The sequence below is a fragment of the Dryocola baronae genome (assembly GCF_051297175.1).
Taxonomy (GTDB): Bacteria; Pseudomonadota; Gammaproteobacteria; order Enterobacterales; family Enterobacteriaceae; genus Dryocola.
Window position 1 is genome coordinate 2,385,419 of the sequence record NZ_JBINNY010000001.1, and the last position, 18,858, is coordinate 2,404,276.

General features: G+C 60.2%; 14 protein-coding genes. 2 read left to right on the plus strand and 12 right to left on the minus strand.

Translation table 11 applies throughout. The annotated features are described in order from the left end of the window. The 5 genes from ACSPHG_RS11250 to torC form a co-directional block, all read right to left on the minus strand. Complete coding sequence (locus ACSPHG_RS11250; RefSeq protein ID WP_435953558.1) at positions 1–1,158, minus strand: CMD domain-containing protein; 1,158 nt, start codon at positions 1,156–1,158, stop codon at positions 1–3. Between the two features lie 191 nt (positions 1,159–1,349). Beyond that, entirely contained in the window at positions 1,350–2,141 is a 792-nt protein-coding gene (gene fabI, locus ACSPHG_RS11255) for an enoyl-ACP reductase FabI (protein WP_435953559.1), read from the minus strand. 244 nt (positions 2,142–2,385) lie between these two features. Then, a complete protein-coding gene (torD, locus tag ACSPHG_RS11260; RefSeq protein ID WP_435953561.1) occupies positions 2,386–3,042 on the minus strand; it encodes a molecular chaperone TorD in 657 nt (218 codons plus the stop codon). Between the two features lie 12 nt (positions 3,043–3,054). Next, positions 3,055–5,601, minus strand: a complete 2,547-nt coding sequence (gene torA, locus ACSPHG_RS11265; protein ID WP_435953562.1) for a trimethylamine-N-oxide reductase TorA — start codon at positions 5,599–5,601, stop codon at positions 3,055–3,057. Between the two features lie 12 nt (positions 5,602–5,613). Further along, on the minus strand, positions 5,614–6,777 hold the full coding sequence (torC, locus tag ACSPHG_RS11270; RefSeq protein WP_435953563.1) for a pentaheme c-type cytochrome TorC: 1,164 nt from the start codon (positions 6,775–6,777) through the stop codon (positions 5,614–5,616). A gap of 136 nt (positions 6,778–6,913) precedes the next feature. Here torC and torR point away from each other — a divergent pair, with 136 nt between their 5' ends. Beyond that, positions 6,914–7,609: a two-component system response regulator TorR gene (gene torR / locus ACSPHG_RS11275; RefSeq protein WP_435953564.1), complete on the plus strand. Its 696-nt coding sequence runs from the start codon at positions 6,914–6,916 to the stop codon at positions 7,607–7,609. Here the strand turns inward: torR and torT are convergent. Beyond that, the gene (gene torT / locus ACSPHG_RS11280) at positions 7,589–8,638 is read right to left on the minus strand and encodes a TMAO reductase system periplasmic protein TorT (RefSeq protein ID WP_435953565.1); all 1,050 of its coding nucleotides are present in this window, start codon (positions 8,636–8,638) and stop codon (positions 7,589–7,591) included. The genes torR and torT overlap by 21 nt on opposite strands. 81 nt (positions 8,639–8,719) lie before the next feature. On the opposite strand from torT, the gene torS reads away from it, so the two are divergent. Beyond that, entirely contained in the window at positions 8,720–11,437 is a 2,718-nt protein-coding gene (torS, locus tag ACSPHG_RS11285; RefSeq protein ID WP_435953566.1) for a TMAO reductase system sensor histidine kinase/response regulator TorS, read from the plus strand. Positions 11,438–11,461: 24 nt separating this feature from the next. Here torS and sapF read toward each other — a convergent pair whose 3' ends face one another. From sapF to ACSPHG_RS11315, 6 genes are all read right to left on the minus strand, one after another. Continuing rightward, positions 11,462–12,268, minus strand: a complete 807-nt coding sequence (gene sapF / locus ACSPHG_RS11290) for a putrescine export ABC transporter ATP-binding protein SapF (protein ID WP_435953567.1) — start codon at positions 12,266–12,268, stop codon at positions 11,462–11,464. Continuing rightward, entirely contained in the window at positions 12,268–13,260 is a 993-nt protein-coding gene (gene sapD / locus ACSPHG_RS11295; RefSeq protein ID WP_435953569.1) for a putrescine export ABC transporter ATP-binding protein SapD, read from the minus strand. Before sapD ends, sapF begins: the two co-directional genes overlap by 1 nt. Beyond that, positions 13,260–14,150 carry a putrescine export ABC transporter permease SapC gene (gene sapC, locus ACSPHG_RS11300; RefSeq protein WP_435953570.1) on the minus strand — a complete coding sequence of 297 codons (891 nt, stop codon included), beginning with the start codon at positions 14,148–14,150 and terminating at the stop codon, positions 13,260–13,262. The genes sapD and sapC overlap by 1 nt, the downstream gene beginning before the upstream one ends. Next, entirely contained in the window at positions 14,137–15,102 is a 966-nt protein-coding gene (gene sapB / locus ACSPHG_RS11305) for a putrescine export ABC transporter permease SapB (protein WP_435953571.1), read from the minus strand. Before sapB ends, sapC begins: the two co-directional genes overlap by 14 nt. Next, complete coding sequence (gene sapA, locus ACSPHG_RS11310) at positions 15,099–16,748, minus strand: ABC transporter substrate-binding protein SapA (protein WP_435953572.1); 1,650 nt, start codon at positions 16,746–16,748, stop codon at positions 15,099–15,101. The genes sapB and sapA overlap by 4 nt, the downstream gene beginning before the upstream one ends. Before the next feature lie 190 nt (positions 16,749–16,938). Then, complete coding sequence (locus ACSPHG_RS11315) at positions 16,939–18,855, minus strand: tyrosine-protein phosphatase (RefSeq protein ID WP_435953573.1); 1,917 nt, start codon at positions 18,853–18,855, stop codon at positions 16,939–16,941. Positions 18,856–18,858 lie beyond the last annotated feature (3 nt).

An 18,858-nucleotide genomic window follows, 5' to 3' on the forward strand; every position in this document is an offset into this window, starting at 1 on the left:
CTACGGCCTGCCGCCCAGCCCGGTTTTCAGGCGATTAAGCCAGCCGAAAAGCCCTGAGCTTACGAGCAGTCTTAAGGCTTCAGAAGCGCTAAAACCCTGCTCTAATAAGGGTTGAACGTGGGCCGCGCTGAAACGGTCGGGCGCGCGGGTGAGCAGCTGCACGGCCTGGATAATGGCGCGTTCGCGCGGGTGGTTGTGGCTCCATGCCTGAAGCGCTCTTTCTCCGTTGCGCACCGCGTCGGGCAGGCCGCTGTCGCCTCGCCACTGCTGTGCCGCTTCGGCAAAACACGACGGGCTGCCGTTGATGCGGGCGCTGAGTAGCATCACCAGCGTTTGGTCGTCGGTGTGCGTCGGCGCGGGCTGCCACAGCAGGCGAACCAGCTGGCTTAGCGCGGAGAGCGCAGGGGCGTCGTGGGCCAGCAGCCAGCCCAGGCCGTGTAGAGGACGCAGCGGCTGGCTGACGCTCAGCACTTCCAGCTGGTCTGGCTGGGCGTAACGCAGCTCAACCGGCGGCAAATCTGCGGCCCATGCCGCACTTTGGTTCGCGAACAGTTCAGCCGGTGCATCCTGCAGCGTGTCCAGCCCCGGCAGCCAGCGCACGGGCAACCCCTGTAACGCCTGCCAGGCGGCAACGGCGCGCGCCTGGAAGCCGATAAATCCGATCAGCTGGTTGAAGGTGACGATGTCATTGACCGATAGCCCAACCTCATCAAGCTGGTTGCGTGAGGTGTTATCGATAAGCGTGGGCTGGCCGGCAAGCTGGCGGGCGTACTGGGTGATTTGCGTCAGGCGGCGGTTGCTCTCGCGTGAGGAATCCGGCCCCGGCTGGGGTGCCAGCCGCGCCGCGTAGTGGTTACACAGCCGCTGAACGCCGTAGACCTGTGCCACGGTCAGCGCGGTGCTGAGCCGGTCATAGCAGCTCAAGGTGTGCAGGCGGTTTACGGCGACGGTTTCCGGCAGCAGCGTTTCGCTGGCGCTGCGCGCGGCGGCGATCCACGCCTGTTCTTCGGCAAGCTGTTCAGGGCTTAGGTTTAGGTCAAGTATAAAACGGTCCGCGTGAGCGGCTTCGGGAACTAACGGCAGTACATCCGCCGGGCAGAGACTGGACTGGGTTTCGTGATACCAGTGGCTTTTGCCGGAAAAGTGGCGTTGTTCCATGGTCGTTCCTTGGTCAAAGAGTTAACAGACCCGTTAAAAAACTGCGATTGGGGCCTGATTCGCTGCTTTATCCTGGCGCAAGCGCGGAAGGTGACAAAAGAATGATCGGTGATAATAAATATCGGAATGGTATATGGGGAGGCAAAACAGGAGGTTATCGGGGCAGACGGGCCGCCCCGAAGCAGGCTAAATCAGTCTTTCAGTTCCAGCTCGTTCATAGCAGCAATGCTGAAGCCGCCGTCAACGTGAACCACTTCACCGGAGATACCGGCAGACAGGTCGGAACACAGGAAGGCCGCAGAGTTACCCACGTCTTCGATGGTGACGGTGCGACGAATCGGGGTAACCGCTTCGCAGTGCGCCAGCATTTTACGGAAGTCTTTGATGCCGGAAGCGGCCAGGGTACGGATTGGACCCGCGGAGATGGCGTTAACGCGCACGCCTTCTGGGCCCATTGCGTTCGCCATATAGCGCACGTTTGCTTCCAGAGAAGCTTTTGCCAGGCCCATAACGTTGTAGTTAGGGATTGCGCGTTCTGCACCCAAGTAAGACAGGGTAAGCAGCGCGGCGCCTGGGTTTAACATTTCGCGGCAAACTTTTGCCATAGCAACGAAGCTGTAGGCAGAGATGTCGTGCGCGATTTTGAAGCCTTCACGGGTAACGGCGTTCACGTAGTCACCGTCCAGCTGGTCCGCAGGGGCGAAGCCGATGGAGTGAACGAAGCCGTCAAATTTCGGCCAGCTTTTCGCCAGTTCGGTAAACAGCGCATTGATGCTTTCATCTTCGGCAACGTCGCACGGCAGGACAATGCTGGAGCCCAGATCGGCAGCAAAACCTTCAACACGGCCTTTCAGTTTTTCGTTCTGATAGGTGAAGGCCAGTTCAGCGCCTTCGCGGTGCATCGCCTGAGCGATACCGTAGGCGATGGAAAGTTTGCTGGCAACGCCAGTGATCAGAATGCGTTTACCGGTAAGAAAACCCATAGCTTTGAATCCTTATAGTTTCTGCTAATTTTATGACTGCATAATCATGAAGTTACTGATGATTAGTCACAATTATTCAACACTAAATTGAAATTATATCCCACTCAAGGGAGGTTGTGTCACCTTATTTTTCCGGCGTGCGCCGACTGGTTATCACGTCGCCAGAGGTCTGAACAGCTGTTGGGTAAAAAAAAGGCCGCCTCGGTGACGTTCCTGCGGCGGCCTAAAACAAGCAATGGATGATCTAGTCGAGCGTTTTATAATTATTCGGGAATAAGGTGCTGGCATCGACTTCCAGCAGTGCCAGCAGCAGGGCGCTAAGCGCGGCATAGAAGCCAAAACCGTCGAACCGAGCGCAGCGCTGGTTGAATTCCGTCAGCCAGCTCAGGCTGTTAATCACTTCAGATCGCAGCGCGAGCAGCTCTTCGCGCGGCGTTTCCTCCTCCGTTAGGGCAAAGCTCAAACGGCTGAGAAGCTCCAGAGTTAGCGCCAGATGATCCTCTGGTTCGGCAAAGGTACCGCTCACCGTGAGTCCCGACTGCGCCAGCATCGCCTTCATCTCAACGCTTTGCTGCTGCTTAAAGCGCGATGAGTCAGCCTGATAGCACGAGGCGTAGGGCAGAGCGGCGGCTTTACCGGTCATTAGAAACAGCCCGGCAAAATCCGCCGCCAGCTCCAGCCGCGCGTCCGGACGCTGCTGTAGCGCCGTGATAGCTTCTGCTAGCTGATTCACCTGCGCCGCAAGCTTCGGTACCTTGCCGAGCATCGTCAGCCACGGCGTGAACTCTGGGCCTGCCAGCCCGGCAATCTGCTCGTCGCTCAGCTCACGGGCGAAGGAGCCCGAAAGCCAGGCGTACAGACAGGCGTAGTGGCTTAAGCCGGGCGTTTCCTGACTCAACATGATTCCACTCCGTTATTGCCGCGCGCTTTCGGCAGGCTTAGGCACGTATTCACACTGGGCAATCATCTCGGTCGGGCCGCTGAAGGCCGTCACCGGCGTGATTTTGCCGTTGTATTTTTCGATTTCGACCACCGCCGTATGCGCGCTGGTGGCCTGCGCCAGCTCCGACGAGCCGATATCCACCGTCAGCACGTTCGGGTTGCCGTATTTACACAGCGTACCCGCCACGCCGCCGTCTTCAGGATCGTACCAGGCGCCTTCGTGAATGCGGATGACCCCCGGCGAGAAACGATCGGAAACCACCGCGCCCGCAAGAACCTGCCCGCGCGCGTTGAATACCCGCACCACGTCGCCGTTGTTAATGCCGCGAGCGCGGGCGTCTTCAGGGCTGATATAAACCGGCTCTTTGCCTGCCACGCCGTACTGCGCGCGCAGGGTTTCGGATTCGCAAAGCTGCGAATGCAGACGGAAGTCCGGGTGAGCGGACTGCAAATGCAGCGGATAGCTGGCGGACTGCGGCCCGCCGTGCGAACGCTCGACTTTCTCAAACCACATCGGGTGGCCCTTGCAGCTTGCGTAATTCAGGTCGGCAATGCTTTTCGAGTAAATCTCGATTAGCCCGCTCGGCGTGCCCAGCGGCTCCAGGTCGGGATCTTCGCGGAAGGCCTGATGGCGCACGAACATCTCCGGGTGGCTGAATTCGAAATAGCCGCTGCCGTTCCAGAACTCGTCAAAGGCGGGCAGGGCGATGCCGCGCCCTTTACCCTGACGCGCCGCGTCCTGATAAATGCGCTTGATCCAGCCCATTTCGTCGAGGCCTTCGGTAAATTCGCGCTCGCGGCCAAACAGCTTGCAAAGATCGCGGAAGATATCGAAGTCGTTGCGCGCCTCAAACTGCGGCGGCACCAGCTGTTTCATCGCCATAATGCCGCGGTTGGAATGGTTGCCAAACTGGTCGATATCGTTGCGCTCAAACTGTGTGGTGGCGGGCAGGACGATATCGGCGAAGCGGCAGGTTGACGTCCACTGGTTATCGATGGCGATCACCGTTTCCAGCTTCTGCCAGCCTTCAATCATGCGGTTAACCTGCTGATGGCGGTGGAACGGGTTGGTGCCCGCGAAGACGCACATTTTTAGCATCGGCAGCTTCACGCGCTTGCCGTTCCAGTCGATCTCTTTGCCCGGTTCCAGCATCGCATCGATAATGCGCGCGATAGGGATGGTGGTGCTATAGCCTTTAAAATCACCGTTGGCGTGGACCGGCGGCGTGGACGTTGAGCCAGAGAAGCCGCTCAGGATCACGCCTTTGCGGGTCGGCGTACCGGCACCGTTATAGTGCCAGCCAAAACCAAAGCCGCCGCCCGGCAGGCCGATTTGCCCCAGCATCGCGGCCAGCACCACGGTCATCCACGCCCACTGTTCGCCGTGCTGCATACGCTGCACGCACCAGCCCGCGATGATTTGCGTGCGGTTAGCCGCCATCTGGCGCGCCATCTGCTGAATAACGCCTGCCTCCACGCCGCACAGCTTCGCGGCCCAGTCGGCATCTTTCGGCTGGCCGTCGGTTTTGCCCAGCAGATAAGGCAGGAACTGGTCGAAGCCGACGCAGTAGGTCTTGAGGAAATGTTCGTCGTGCAGCTTTTCGGCGTACAGCGTGTGCGCCAGGGCAAGCTGTAACGGTACGTCCGTCTGCGGGTTGAGCGCGATATGCTGCACCCTGTCGCGGCCAATAAATTCGTGCGTCGAGGTCACCACCGGGTCAACGCTGATAACCTTGATGTCGCCCCGGCCCGCCCTGGCCTTCAGCGCTTCGTAATACTCATAGACATCGTGGTCCGGGCACCACCAGTTGGCCTGCTGGTTTTTCACCAGGTCGGAACCCCAGAGCACCACGATTTTGCTGTTCTCAAGTACCAGCGGCCAGGAGGTTTGCTGTTCGTAAACCTCCATAGAGCCGACAACGCGCGGCAGAATCACCTGCGCCGCGCCGGTTGAGTAGTCGCCGCCGGTGCCAACGGATTCGCCGTGCAGCGCGAGGGCGCGGCTCAGCATGCCGCCCGCGTTGTGCAGCATGCCGGTAGACTGCCAGCCGCTGCTCGACAAAAGCGCGGAAGGGCCGTGCGTTTTCTGCACGCGCTCCAGCTCCTGATAAAACAGATTCAGCGCCTCGTCCCAGCTGACGCGTACAAAGCGGTTATCGCCGCGCTGGGTGGTATCGCTTAAATGGCGTTTGCGCATCCAGTCCACGCGCACCATCGGGTAACGAACGCGCGCGGTGCCGTGCAGGTGATCGGGCAGGCCTGCAATCATTTTTGACGGATATTTATCCATCTCGAAAGGCTTAGCCGAGACAAAGCGCCCGTCCAGCACGGTGGCGCGAATGGCGCCCCAGTGTGAGCCGGTCAGCAGACCTTCCTGTAAGCCCGCGCCCGCGCCGGTATCCGCCAGCGCGTTCTTCGGCACCAGCAGAGAAGGGCTAATCATGCCGATGGCGCTAAGGCCGCCGAGCTGGGCCAGAAAACGACGGCGGGACAAGCTGACTGTTGATGAATTTTTCATGTGCCTTATCCCTTAGTGTTTCTGCTCTGCGCCGCCGGTGTCGGAAGCGTTCATTTGCAAATATTTCAGCAAGGTGCGCTCTTCGCGCTTGTCCAGGCTGGTAAAGCCAATCATGCCGTTGAGCGTGCCGATCCAGCCGTTGGCATCGAAATGCGCTTTCTCCGGCGCGCCGTGGCACTGGTTACAGGTGCCGTTGTACAGCGCTTCGGTGTAGGACCAGATTGGCTTGATGTCGTTAACCAAATCGCCTTTTTGCACCCAGGCGGTGGTTTGCATTTTGCTCCATTCCACGCCGGTACTCTCGACCGTGGTTTTCTCAAGGGTCTTCGCGTGCTTTTGCACTTCATCACGAATGGAGGAAACAAAAATGCGCTTGCCCGGCAGCAGGGAGAGGACGCGCTGGCGGCCGGTGGATTCCGTCCAGCCAACGATCTGCACTTCCAGCCAGTCGCCGTCGCGTTTTAAGACGGTAACTTCTGATGCGGGAAGCAGAGAGCCTGCGGGCTCTTTATCGCCTTTCGCGGCGTAAATCGGCTTCATGTCCAGCGTGAAGAGGGTGTCGCCGTCGCTGTTTGCGTCAGCGCCGTGGCGCAGCTCTTCAAACTGCTTGCGGAAGCCGCTGCTCATGTCCGGCAGCTGGTGGGCAATGCCCTTGTGGCAGTCGATACAGGTCTGGTTATCTTTCGCCGCGATGCTCATTTGCTTCGCCGCTTCGGGATGCTGCTTGGTGTGATCCATCGCGTCGTAGTTGTGGCATGAGCGACAGCTGGCGGAGTTGTTATCCTTCATGCGCTTCCACTCGCGCTCGGCCAGCTCGCCGCGTTTGGCTTCGAACTTTTCAGGCGTATCGATAGAATGGGCGATGAAGTTTTGGTAAAGGTCATTGGACGCTTCAAGCTTGCGCCACAACATGCCGGGAACGTCCGGCGGAATATGACAGTCGTGGCATTCCGCACGCACGCCGGAGGCGTTTTTGAAGTGAACGGACTGCTTATATTCTTTGTAAACCGGCTGCATGGAATGGCAGCTCACGCAAAATTCGGTGGTGCTGGTTATCTTGATGCCGGCATGAGGCAGGATAATCACCGCCAGCCCGATAAGGCACCCGATGCCAAGAAGCGCCAGCACGGACCACTTCGCGCTGGGCCGGGTCAGTTTTCGCCAAAGATTACTCATTAGTATGACCTTTCCGTTATTATGGATACTCCTCCCGTATGATATTGAGTGAATATGAATAGGGTCAGCGGGCCGTATGAACGCAATAAGTAAGAATATGAACGGATATGAACAGAATGGTTGCTAAGGGACGCCCATGAGCCATCACATCGTCATTGTGGAAGACGACATCGTTACCCAGGCGCGGCTGCGGGACTATTTTGTGCAGCAGGGCTACCGGGTTTCTGTCACGGAAAGTGGGGCGGGGCTAAAAGAGATCATGCTGCTTCAGCCGGTGGATTTGATCCTGTTGGATATCAACCTGCCGGAGGAAAACGGCCTGCTGCTTACGCGCGCGCTGCGCGAACGGTCCAACGTCGGCATTATTCTGGTGACGGGCCGCTGCGATCGGATTGACCGCATCGTGGGGCTGGAAATGGGTGCCGATGACTACGTGACCAAGCCGCTGGAGCTGCGCGAGCTGGTGGTGCGGGTAAAAAATCTGCTCTGGCGCATCGACCTTGCGCGCGGCTCGGCAAGCCAGGCCCAGCAGGATAACTGCTATCTGTTCGCGGGCTACAGCCTGAACCTATCGCGCCACACGCTGGAATTTGCGGACGAAGCCATTCGCCTCACGCGGGCGGAATATGAAATGCTGCTGGCGTTCGTCACCAATCCTGGCAAGGTATTAAGCCGCGAACGCCTGCTGCGTATGCTTTCGTCGAACCGCGTGGATAGCCCGGACACGCGCACCGTAGACGTGCTAATCCGCCGCCTGCGCAAAAAGCTGAGCGCCGATTTGTTCGTTACCCAGCACGGCGAGGGCTATTTCTTAGCGGCTGAGGTCAGCTGAATCAAGCTCGTAAACCGGGCGGAACCCCACCGGAGACAGCGACTGCTCAACCTTTTGCGGGCTGATATTCCGGGGCGTGAGGGTGAGGATCTGCGGGCTAACGTTGTTTTCAACCGGCTGATGCTGAAGAACCCGCACGGCCTGGCTTATTGCCAGCTCGCCCTGCAACACCATTTGATCGCTTGCGGCCGCGATAATTCGGTGGCGCTTAAGCCCCCGGTAGACCTGGTGCGAAAGATAAAAAGAGACAATGCCAAGCGGCCTTTCCCTGTTGCGGTCCTCGCCCATGGCGACCTGGGCCGCCAGCGCGTTTCCCGCTACCACGTTGGTCTGCGGGTATTTTTCCAGCATGTCCTGCAGGAGGTTGCGCTGCACTTCCAGATCGTTATCGCCGTAGACCACGTCCACAATCTTGATTTTGCTTCCCTTTACCGCCTCACGAAACCCTTCGGTCATTTCGCGGCTGCCGCCCGCGTCTTTCGGGCCGGGCATCAGCAGCACGTTGGGCTGCGGCTCGGACGAATGCTCCGCAAGGTAGCGCCCGGTCTGGTAGCCCATCTGAAACCAGGGCACGCCCACGCGGGCCTTCATGGCGGGATAATTCAGCGCGTTGACCACGCCGATAACCGGCACGCTGCCAACGGATTTTGCCAGATCCGGGAATTGTGAAACGCTGCTGCCGAGCAGGATCGCATCGGCTCCCCACTCGCGGCACAGCCCCAGCTGTTCGCGCTGGGCGTCGAGCTGTGAATATCCGCTTGCCTCAAAGACCTTAAGCGTAACGCCCGACGCCTCCGCCTGGCGCACCATGCCGTAATTGATCGACAGCCAGTAGGCGTCCTTCAGGCTGGGATAAAGCGCGCAAAGCTTCCAGTTACGCTGGGCGTGAGGCGGAGGCACGAAGGCGACGGGCTGGTGCTGGCGATCGTTCAGCCAGCGCACCAGCGGCTCGTGGATCGCCGCCCGCGCCGCAAAAACCACGGAGCCACAGGCTAGCAGCGCAAGAAAACGGAGAATCGGGCTTTGCATAATGGCCTCACGATTAAGAAGGCTTTATGCTAGTGGCTTCGCGCGCGGCTTCAAACATTTTATTTCATCTCCGGGACATTTATGGGCCACCCCTCCTTAACTCGACGACTCTGGCTGGCCTTTCTGCTGATGGCCGGACTGACGCTGCTCAGTTCGCTGATCGGCTGGTTTGGCTTTCGCTTTATCAGCGAGGTGGAGCAGGCCAACACGCAGTCGGTGATCCCGACGATGAACATAGCCCGCCAGCTCAGCGAGGCCAGCGCCTGGGAGCTGTTTTCAGCGCAAACGCTAACTAACGCAACCACCGAAAGCGAATGGCTCGACCAGGGCAAAATGCTGACGGTGCAGAGCCTGCGCATCAGCCAGCTGCTGGGGCGGCTGCGCGAGCTGGGGTTCGATACCCAGGCCATCGAACAGCAGGAGTCCGACATTACCCGCAGCCTTGGCCTACAGGGCGAACTGGTAGGAAAGCGCCTGGCGCTGCGCAGGCAGCAGGTCGAGCTTTCGCGCGAAATCATGGACGCGGCAAACCGTATTGCTGAGCTGGCAAAAGGGCAGCTAAACAATGCGGCCACGGCGGCGGGTGCAACGCAGGCCGGTATTTACGACCTGATCGAAGAAAATCGCAACCAGGCGGCGGAGCAGGCGTTAGACCGGCTGATTGACGTCGACTGGGAATACCAGAATCAGATGAGCGAACTGCGGCTTAACGCCATGCGCATCGAACATCTGATTTTGCTCCTCGAAAAAGAGATGGCGGAACGCGCCCCCGCCGAGCTGATTTCCCGCATCGGCGACTACGTGCGCATCCTCGAACGCCGCCAGGAACGCGTGGAAGACCCGCTCACGCGGGAGAAAATCGGCAATGAACTGCACATCGTGGCGCGCTACCAGCAGCTTTCCTCTTTATACCAGCAGGACCGAGACATCCGCGCCCGGCTCCAGCAGCTGGCGCAAAACAACCTCGATGTGTTTACGCGCTTTAGCAGCGAAATCAGCCAGCAGGTGAGCGATATCGAGCGGCGAAATACTCATGCTTTGGAAATGCTCAAGCAGGCGCGCGAAACGGGGCAGCGGTGGCTTATCGCGCTGGGCGTGCTGTCGCTGGCGGCGCTGTCGTGGATTCTGTGGCGCGTGGTGTGGCGTTCGGTCACGCTGCCGCTGGCCAGGCAAACGGCGGCGCTGCAAAGGCTGCTGGAAGGCGATCTGAACTCGCCGTTTCCGGCCACCTCCGGCGTGCGGGAGCTGAACACCATGGGACAGCTGATGGAGGCGTTTCGCGCCAGCGCCGACGCGCTGCAAAATCAGCAGCACTATTTAAGCGCGCAGGTTGAATTACGCACCGCCGAGCTTGAGGAGCTGGTGCAGCAGCATCATCAGGCCCGCGCCGAGGCGGAAAAAGCCAACCGCGCGAAGTCTACGTTCCTCGCCGCCATGAGCCACGAAATCCGCACGCCGCTGCACGGTATTCTCGGCACCGCGCAGCTGCTGGCGGAACGGCCGCTGTCGGCCAAAAGCCTGTCGGACGTGCAGGCGATAAACGATTCCGGCGAAAGCCTGCTGGCGATCCTCAACGACATTCTGGACTACTCGGCGATTGAGGCGGGCAGCGGCAGCGTAACGCTCAACAACGAACCCTTCGATCCGCGCGCGCTGCTCGCAAGCATTGTGCGCCTGATGGCGGGGCGTATCCGCAGGCGCGACGTTCGGCTTCAGCTGCACTGCGCCGACGATCTGCCGCAGTGGCTGACCGGCGACCCGCGCCGCATTCGTCAAATCGTCATTAACCTGCTGGCAAACGCGCTACGCTTTACCGCCGAGGGCCAGATTGACGTCCGCGTAACGGTAACCGCCGAACGCTGGCAGATTGACGTGGCCGATACCGGCTGCGGCATTGCCGAACAGGAGCAGGCGAGGATTTTTCAGCCCTTCGTGCAGTTGACCGACAGGCGCGGCGGCACCGGGCTGGGGCTGGCGATTAGCCTGGGCCTGGCGCAGGCGATGGGCGCAACGCTTGGCGTAGCCAGCAGGCCGGGCGAGGGCAGCTGTTTTTCACTCAATCTTCCGCTGCACGTCGCGGCGGTTTCTCATCAGCAGCGCGCCGAAGAGCGCACCGATCTTAGCGGCGTTCGGCTGCTTGTCGTTGAAGATAACCTGGTCACGCAGCGCATCACGGCTGAAATGCTGCTGTCGTGCGGCGCGGCTGCCAGGGTGGTCAGCGACGGGTACCGCGCGCTCGCCATGCTTAAGGAAGATAGCGCGTTCAGCGGCGTGCTGGTCGATCTCGACCTGCCGGACATCGACGGCCTGACGCTTGCTGGGCAAATCCAGCAGCTTGCTCCGCGCCTGCCGCTGATAGGATTTAGCGCCCACGTAGCCGACGAAACCCTGCGGCAACGCTGCGCGCGGGCGTTTCGCGGCCTGATTCAAAAGCCGGTTGCGCGGGACGAGCTGAGTCGGCTTATCGAACACTATCTCGCGGGGCGGAACACGCTGGACGTGGCGCAGCTGGAGCAGGACGAAAAAACGTTCGGCAGGCAGAAAATCGGCGAGTGGATGGCATTGTTTATCGAGCACGCCCTTCCGCAAGTGAGCGAAATTGAACAGACGCGCGCGGCGGGGGAACTCGGTGTGGTTTCGCGGCTGGCGCACAGGCTTAAAAGCAGCTGCGCCAGCCTGGGAATGCTGCAATCGACGGCGGCCTGTCAGGCGCTGGAAGATAACCCGCAGGCCGACGCGGCGCTGCGCTGCGCGGTTGACGACGAGCTGCGGCAGCTTTCAGCCTGGGTGAAAAAGTAAGAGGAACCGGAGTTCCTCAAGCCGTTACCTGTCTTTGCGCCACGCGTCCGCGGTCAGGGCTTCGCCGAAGTGGCTGGCGATTAAACGCCTGGTCAGCTCGTGCAGCGGGGAGGCAAGCACGTCCGCCGTGCTGCCGCGCTCGACCACTTCGCCCTGGTGCATCACCATCACCTGGTCGCTGATGTGCTTCATCATGCCGATATGCTGGGTGACGTAGATATAGGCGATACCCTGTTTTTCCTGCAGCTCAAGCATCAGGTTAATCAGCTGCGAGCGCATCGACATATCCAGCGAGGCCAGCGCCTCATCGGCGATGATCACCTTCGGGCGCAGGATTAGCGCGCGGGCAAGGCCCAGACGCTGTTTCTGCCCAGGCGCGAGCATGTGCGGGTAGTAGCTTGCGTGGTCGGGCAGCAGGCCCACCAGGCGCAGCGTTTCAACAATCCTTTTCTGCCGGGCCTCCGGCTCCAGGTCGGTATTCAGCCGTAGCGGGAAATCCAGAATCTGCGAGATGCGCTGGCGGGGATTAAGCGACGTGCTCGGGTCCTGGAAAATCATCCTGATGCGCTGGCTGCGGTACGAGTAATCGCCGAAGTGCAGCGGATGGTCGTCAATCACCAGCTCGCCGCCGCTTGGCTCAATCATGCCCGCAAGCATTTTTGCCAGCGTAGATTTACCGGAGCCGTTCTCGCCGATAATGGCCAGCGTTTGCCTTTCGCGCAGGGTGAAGCTTAACGGCTTCACCGCCTCAACGTGCTGGCGATGGAACAGCCCGGTACGGTAGCGAAACGTCTTACTTAGGTTACGCACTTCGAGCAGCGTTTCGGCCATTACTGACTCTCCATATTCAGCGGGAAATGACAGGCGTACAGGTGCGTTTTCGGGCCTGTCAGACGCGGCGTTTCAATACATTTGCGCTGCGCGTACGGGCAGCGTGGCCCAAGGCGACAGCCAATCGGCAGGTTTTCCAGCAGCGGAATCGCCCCCGGCATGGTATTGAGGCGGCTTTTGTGCGGCATCGGGCTGCCGAAGTCCGGTATCGCGCGGATCAGCGCCTGGGTGTACGGATGGTGCGGGGTGGCGATAAGCTCCTCGCTGGTTGCGCTTTCCACCGTCTGCCCGCAGTACATCACGTTGATTTTGTCCGCCCATTTGCTGAGCATTTGCAGATCGTGGCTGATGAGCAAAATCGTCGTGTTGTTGTACTGATTCAGACGGGTTAAGAGCTTGAAGATCTGCGACTGGGTGGTCGGCTCCATGGCGTTGGTTGGCTCATCGGCGATCAGCAGGCGCGGCTGGTTCGCCAGCGCAATGGCGATCATCACCTTCTGGCATTCGCCGTCGGTCAGCTCGTAGGGGTAGCTGCGCATCGCGTCTTTGTGGTCTTTGATCCCTACGCGGTGCAGCAGCTCGATGGCGCGGCGTTTGCGCCAGCCGAAGCGCTTCCACCAGCGGCCCTTAAACGTCCAGCCGGGGATATTTTGCGTAAGCTGGCGGCCCACGCGCTCAGACGGGTCAAGACAGGACTGCGGCTCCTGGAAAATCATCGACACGTTATGGCCGACGAGGCGACGACGCTGGCGCGGCGTCAGGCGCAGCAGGTCGATATCGTCAAAGCGCATGCGGTCTGCGGTGACGCGCCAGTTGTCTTTGGTTACGCCGCAGATGGCTTTGGCAATCAGGCTCTTGCCCGAACCGGATTCGCCGACAAGCCCGCGGATCTCGCCTTCGTTGAGCGTCATGCTGACGCGGTCAACGGCCTTTACCCAGCCGTCGGACGTCATAAATTCGATGGTCAGGTTACGGATATCAAGTAATGGCATTATTGCACCCCCGCGTTAATCGCACGGCGCAGGCCGTCGCCCAGCAGGTTGACCAGCAGCACGCTAATCATGATTGCCGCGCCCGGCAGCATCACGGTCCAGGGCGCAACGTAGATCAGCTCCAGCGCGTCGCCCAGCATCGCGCCCCATTCCGGGGAGGGAAGCTGCGCGCCGAGATCCAAAAAGCCCAGCGCCGCGATATCCAGAATCGCCATCGACAGGGCGCGGGTCACTTCCGTGACAAGCGTTGCGGCGGTATTGGGCATCACGGCGAACCATAAAATATTCAGCGTAGACGCGCCGTCCAGGCGGGCGGCAACCACGTAATCTTTTTCCAGCTCGTCATGCACCGCGCTGTAAACCGATCGCACCATGCGTGGCAGCAGCGCCAGCCACACGGCAAACATGGCGTGGGTAAGATGCGGGCCAGCAAACGCCACCACGATAATCGCCAGCAGCAGAGAAGGAATGGAAAGCAGGGTGTCGAGAATGTGGTTGAGCACCGCTGAACGCAGGCCGTGGGTGGCACCCGCAATCACGCCGAGCACCACGCCGCAAATCGTTGCCGCAAGCGTAACGATAAACGCGCCGCCAACGGTAGGCGCCGCGCCGCTCAGCAGGCGGCTTAACACGTCCCGCCCGAGGTCATCGGTGCCGAGGAAGAAAGAAACCTCCCCGTAGCGCGACCAGGACGGCGGCAGCAGCTGATAGCCGAGGAACTGCTGGTCAAGGCCGTATGGCGCAAACACGCTGCCAAACAGGCACAGCAGCACCAGCGCGCCGCAGCCGTACAGGCCGACCATCGCCGTGGTATCACCGTAAAATTTACGCCACGTCAGGCGCAGCGTGCTTGGCGGTCGCTTCTCGCGATAGACGCTATCGTAAGGCATACCATTCCTTATGTTTCAGCGGGTTAGCCATAGCACCCAAAATATCGGAAATCACGTTAACGATGATGACCAGCGAACCGATAACCATCACGCCCGCGGAGATCGCCGCATAGTCCTGCTGGCGAATGGCGTTGATAAGCCAGCGCCCGAGGCCCGGCCAGCTAAAGACCACTTCGGTGATCATGGCGAGCGTCAGCATGGTGGAAAACTGTAGCCCGAGGCGCGGGATCACCGGCGGCAGCGCGTTGTGCAGCACGTGGCGATGCAGAATGGTAAAGCGCGACAGCCCGCGCGTCGCCGCCGCTTTGATGTAGTTCTGGTCGAACACTTCGCTGGTGCTCAGGCGCATCAGGCGAATCACCTCGGTGGTCGGCGCTACGGCAAGCGCGACAACCGGTAGCACCATATGGCGGATTGCGCTGACGATCATTTCCTCGCGGTAGGGCGAGTCCGACAGCCACGCGTCAACCAGCGCGAAGCCGGTCACGGGCTTCACTTCGTAGAGCAGATCGAAGCGCCCCGATACGGGGAACCAGCCCAGCGTGAGGGAGAAAAACAGCGTTAAAAGCAGGGCGAACCAGAAAACGGGAATGGAAAAACCGAGCAGCGCGAGGGCGCTAATCAGCTTGTCCTGCCATTTATTACGCGTGATGCCCGCGAGCATGCCAACGGGAATGCCGATCAGCAGCGCCAGGCCAAAGGCGAGCAGGCACAGCTCCATGGTCGCCGGGAACACGTCGCGAAGCTGTTCGTTGATCGACTGGCCGTTGATGCTGGAAACGCCGAAATCCCAGTGCAGCAGGCTTTCGAACCAGAACACCCAGGCGTTCCACAGCGAAGCGCCCTGCAAAGGCGCGTGCGGGGTAAAGTAGTTCAGGCTAAAGCCGACCATCGCGAGGAATAACAGCGTGATGAGCAGCAGTAACAAACGCCTCAGGGTAAAGATGATCATGGTTTTTTCACCTCTACGTCTTCACGAGAAACCCCGGCAAAGGACGCGTTGCCAAACGGGCTGAGCACCAGCCCTTTGATGTCGTAACGGAAAGCCTGCAGGCGCAAAGAAGAGGCCAGCGGCAGCACCGGCAGCTCCTTGGCTAAGATATCCTGCGCCTGGTTGTAGGCTTCAATGCGCGAAGCGAGCTGCTGGGAGGCGAGGGCCTTTTGCAGAACCTTGTCGAATTCCGGATCGCACCAGCGAGCATAGTTGGTTTGCGAGCGAATCGCCGCACAGCTCAGCATCGGGCGGAAGAAGCTGTCCGGGTCGTTACTGTCGGTTGCCCAGCCGGCGAGCGTCAGATCGTGGTTCATGTCCATCAGGCGCGCCTCCTGGAAGCGGCCCTCAACCGGCACGATAATCACCTTCACGCCAATCTGCGCCATGTCCGCCTGAATCAGCTCGGCGGTTTTCAAGGGGCTTGGGTTCCAGGCCTGGGAGCTGGTCGGCACCCAAAGACGCAGTTCGAGGTTGTTAATGCCCAGCGCTTTCAGCCGCTGGCGCGCCTTTTCCGGATTGTATTCGGTGATTTTCGAATCGCTGTCGTAGGCCCACGACGCGCGCGGCAAAATCGACGCCGCGGTTTCCGCCGTTCCGTAGTAAATGGACTGCATCAGCCGCTGGTTATTGATCGCCAGCGCGAGGGCGTGGCGCACTTCCGGGTTATTCATCGGCGCTTTATTGGTGTTAAAGGCCAGATAGGCGATGTTCATGCCGGGGCGCAAGGTCAGGCGCAGGCGCGGATCGTCGCGCAGGATGGTCAGCTGGCTGGCGGCGGGATAGGCCAGCACGTCACATTCGCCGGTAAGCAGCTTGGACAAACGCCCGGTGCCGCCTGAACCCAGGTCCAGCACCACCTGCGGCATCAGCGGAACGCCGCGCCAGAATTTCGGGTTGCGGGCAAGGCGGATGTACTGCCCGGCGCGATACTCGCTCAGCTGGAACGGGCCGGTGCCCACCGGCTGGCGGTCCATCAGCTCCTGACGGTCGATTTTGGTCAGCTGCCCCGCGTATTCGGCGGACATCACCGAGGCGTAGTGGGTTGCCATATGCCACAGGAAGGACGCGTCCGGCTTTTCCAGGCGGAACTCAACGGTGTTGTTATCCAGCCTGCGGACGCTTTTCACCGAGTCCGGGAACTGGAGGCTGTCGAAATAGGGATAGTTCCCGCCGTTGACGTTGTGCCACGGGTGCTTGCGGTCAAAGATGCGCTGGAAGCTGAATACCACGTCGTCGGCGTTCAGGGCGCGCGTCGGCTTAAACCACGGGGTTGTCTGGAACTGCACGTTCGGGCGCAGGTGGAAGCGGTAGGTCGCGCCGTTGTCCAGCACCTCCCAGCTTTGCGCAAGCTCGGGGACCAGGCGATAGGTATAGGGGTCAACGTCAAGCAGGCGGTCATAGAGCTGTGCGGCGAGCGTGTCGACGGTCAGCCCGCCGCTGGCCATCTGCGGGTTGAAGGTGTTGACCTGGCCGTTAACACAGTACACAAACCCACTCTTGCGAATGTCGTCTGGCTTATTTTCAGGCGCAGCAGGCGTAGCGGCCGTTGCCACGCCGCTCAGGCAGCTGAGACTCAGTAAGAGGGAGGGGATAATTCCGCGCATAAGTTTTTGAGTTTTCAAAGGTGATAGCCAAAGTGTATCGCACTCTGCGGGGCTTCCCAAAATATGTCAGGCTTTTTGCCTTTTTTATAAACAAAGGGCGCAAAAAACGCGTGGATTTGCTGTTTTTTGCGCCGGATGCGGCCCTGGCTAAAAATCTGTAAGGCCGCTGTCAGGGCGTTTCAGGAGCGAATCAGAAAGCGTAGCTGGCGTTTAGCGTGCCGTTAAAACCGGTGCTGCTGCGATCGGCGGCCAGCACGTTGACGCCGGCCGCAAGCGTCAGGTTGCCCCGCGCCGCGCTCAGGTTAATACCCGCTTTATAAAGGTTATCGCTATCGAAGGCGGAAACCTGATTCACGCCGATCCCGTACAGGGAGGCGTGCGAGGTGCTTTGTGCATTATCGAGCAGGCGTTCATAGCCCACGTTAAGGCCCGGCGTAACCGTCCAGCTGCCCGGAACAAAAGGCTTCAGGCGAATATCGAGATTGCTCACCAGGCTGGTTTGCGTTTCGTTGCTGCCGTCAACGTCAAGCGCCGCTTCGCTGTCCGTTTCCTGAACGCCTTTCAGATACAGATGCGTTACCTGCACGCCGAGGCTTGGGTCAAACGTCACTACGCCGGGCACCAGCCAGCCTATGCCCGCTCGGGCGCTGTAAAACTGCCCGCTGCTGTCGCCGTTTGCCGTGCCCAGCCCGCCGCCGGGCCTGCGCTCGCTTTGATAATCAACGTACCCGGCGTTGCCCTGCAGCGTGGCGTAAGGCCCGTCCTGCAAAGAGCGCAGCGCGTAGCGGCCCCCGAGCGTAATAAAGGTGGAGTTGGTTTTTACCTCATCGGCATTGCTGCTCACCGCGCCGTGGCCGTAGCCCAGACTGGCGTTCACCGCCAGCCGCTCGCTGCTGCGCCAGGTGCTGCCCACCACGGCACCGGCAGAGTGTTCGCTGCTGCTGCCGGTCGCGCTGCTGCCGTTGGTGCCTAAATAGCTGTCCATGCCCGCAAGCCATACGGCGGCGTCGCCTACGGCAAGCGTATTCCCGGCAATCAGGGGCGCGATGCGATCGTTTATCTGCGAGGGAGCGCGCAAAAGGTAGCTTTGCGCATCGGCATGCACCTGGCCGCCAATACGTTTTTCCATGCCGCCAAGCGAGCCGCCGTCGACGGCCGACTGGAGATAATAGTTATACGCGGTGTAGCGCCCGGAAAGCGGGGAGTCCTGGAGCGCGTTCAGAAACGCCGCGCCCGCCGCCGCGTTGCCGGTGAAACTCGCCTGGCCGGGAAGCTGCGCATAGCGCACCATTTTGGCCCGCAGGACGTAAATAGTTTCCTGGCTCAGCCCAAGCCCCTGCTTAAGGTAGTTATCGACGCTGCCGTAGCTGGCAACGATCTGATCGAACCCCGCCTGCAGCCAGTTGGCCTGCACGCCCATCAGCGTGCGGTAGCTTTCCTGCATCGAGGCGGGAAGCGCCGCCACCGCCGCGTTGACCCGCGCGGCGGTATATTCATTGGTAGCGAGATAATCCTGCATGATGGTCGCGGCATCGACGCCTGCGATGGACTGTAAAAGCGCCGCCGTCCAGCCGGTACGGTCTTTGCCCGCCGTGCAGTGGAACAGCGCCGCGCCGTCGGCGGTTGCCAGCTCGTTGAAAATATCGGCCATGCCGCCTCGCGCGTAATCGCTGGTTACGAAGCTGCGCTCCGCGTCTTCCATCATGGTGTTGATAGCGGCTGGCGTCATGCTGTCGAGGGTGCCGGGCACGCTGCCGTTGCTTTGGCTGCCGATGAGATCGACGTTGAGATAGGTCGCGCCGGCGGGCAGCGTGTCGGGCGTGGTGGCGATTTCAGCCGGGGTGCGTAAATCAATCACGCTGGTGATATTCAGCGTATTCATCACGCTCAAATCGGCGGCCGTGGGCGTGAGGGCGTTGGAACGATAGAAAACGCCGCCGCGCATCACGCCGTTATGGCTGGTGGCGTAGGGGGTATCCACTCCCGCCACGTCCCGGAAATTATCCATCCCCTTGAGATGAGGCGTATTGAGCGCTAAACCTTCCGCCCGTGCGCCCGAGCAGGCCAAACAAATCATAGATGCGATAAATGCTTTATTCTTTTTCAAAAC

Excerpts from the sequence above, each read along its gene's own strand:
- sapD (WP_435953569.1), bottom strand. The coding sequence starts at position 13,260 with ATGCCATTACTTGATATCCGTAACCTGACCATCGAATTTATGACGTCC.
- torT (WP_435953565.1), bottom strand. The coding sequence starts at position 8,638 with ATGCAAAGCCCGATTCTCCGTTTTCTTGCGCTGCTAGCCTGTGGCTCC.
- torR (WP_435953564.1), top strand. The coding sequence starts at position 6,914 with ATGAGCCATCACATCGTCATTGTGGAAGACGACATCGTTACCCAGGCG.
- torA (WP_435953562.1), bottom strand. The coding sequence starts at position 5,601 with ATGAAAAATTCATCAACAGTCAGCTTGTCCCGCCGTCGTTTTCTGGCC.
- torD (WP_435953561.1), bottom strand. The coding sequence starts at position 3,042 with ATGTTGAGTCAGGAAACGCCCGGCTTAAGCCACTACGCCTGTCTGTAC.
- ACSPHG_RS11250 (WP_435953558.1), bottom strand. The coding sequence starts at position 1,158 with ATGGAACAACGCCACTTTTCCGGCAAAAGCCACTGGTATCACGAAACC.
- sapB (WP_435953571.1), bottom strand. The coding sequence starts at position 15,102 with ATGATCATCTTTACCCTGAGGCGTTTGTTACTGCTGCTCATCACGCTG.
- sapA (WP_435953572.1), bottom strand. The coding sequence starts at position 16,748 with ATGCGCGGAATTATCCCCTCCCTCTTACTGAGTCTCAGCTGCCTGAGC.
- sapF (WP_435953567.1), bottom strand. The coding sequence starts at position 12,268 with ATGGCCGAAACGCTGCTCGAAGTGCGTAACCTAAGTAAGACGTTTCGC.
- fabI (WP_435953559.1), bottom strand. The coding sequence starts at position 2,141 with ATGGGTTTTCTTACCGGTAAACGCATTCTGATCACTGGCGTTGCCAGC.
- torS (WP_435953566.1), top strand. The coding sequence starts at position 8,720 with ATGGGCCACCCCTCCTTAACTCGACGACTCTGGCTGGCCTTTCTGCTG.
- torC (WP_435953563.1), bottom strand. The coding sequence starts at position 6,777 with ATGAGTAATCTTTGGCGAAAACTGACCCGGCCCAGCGCGAAGTGGTCC.
- sapC (WP_435953570.1), bottom strand. The coding sequence starts at position 14,150 with ATGCCTTACGATAGCGTCTATCGCGAGAAGCGACCGCCAAGCACGCTG.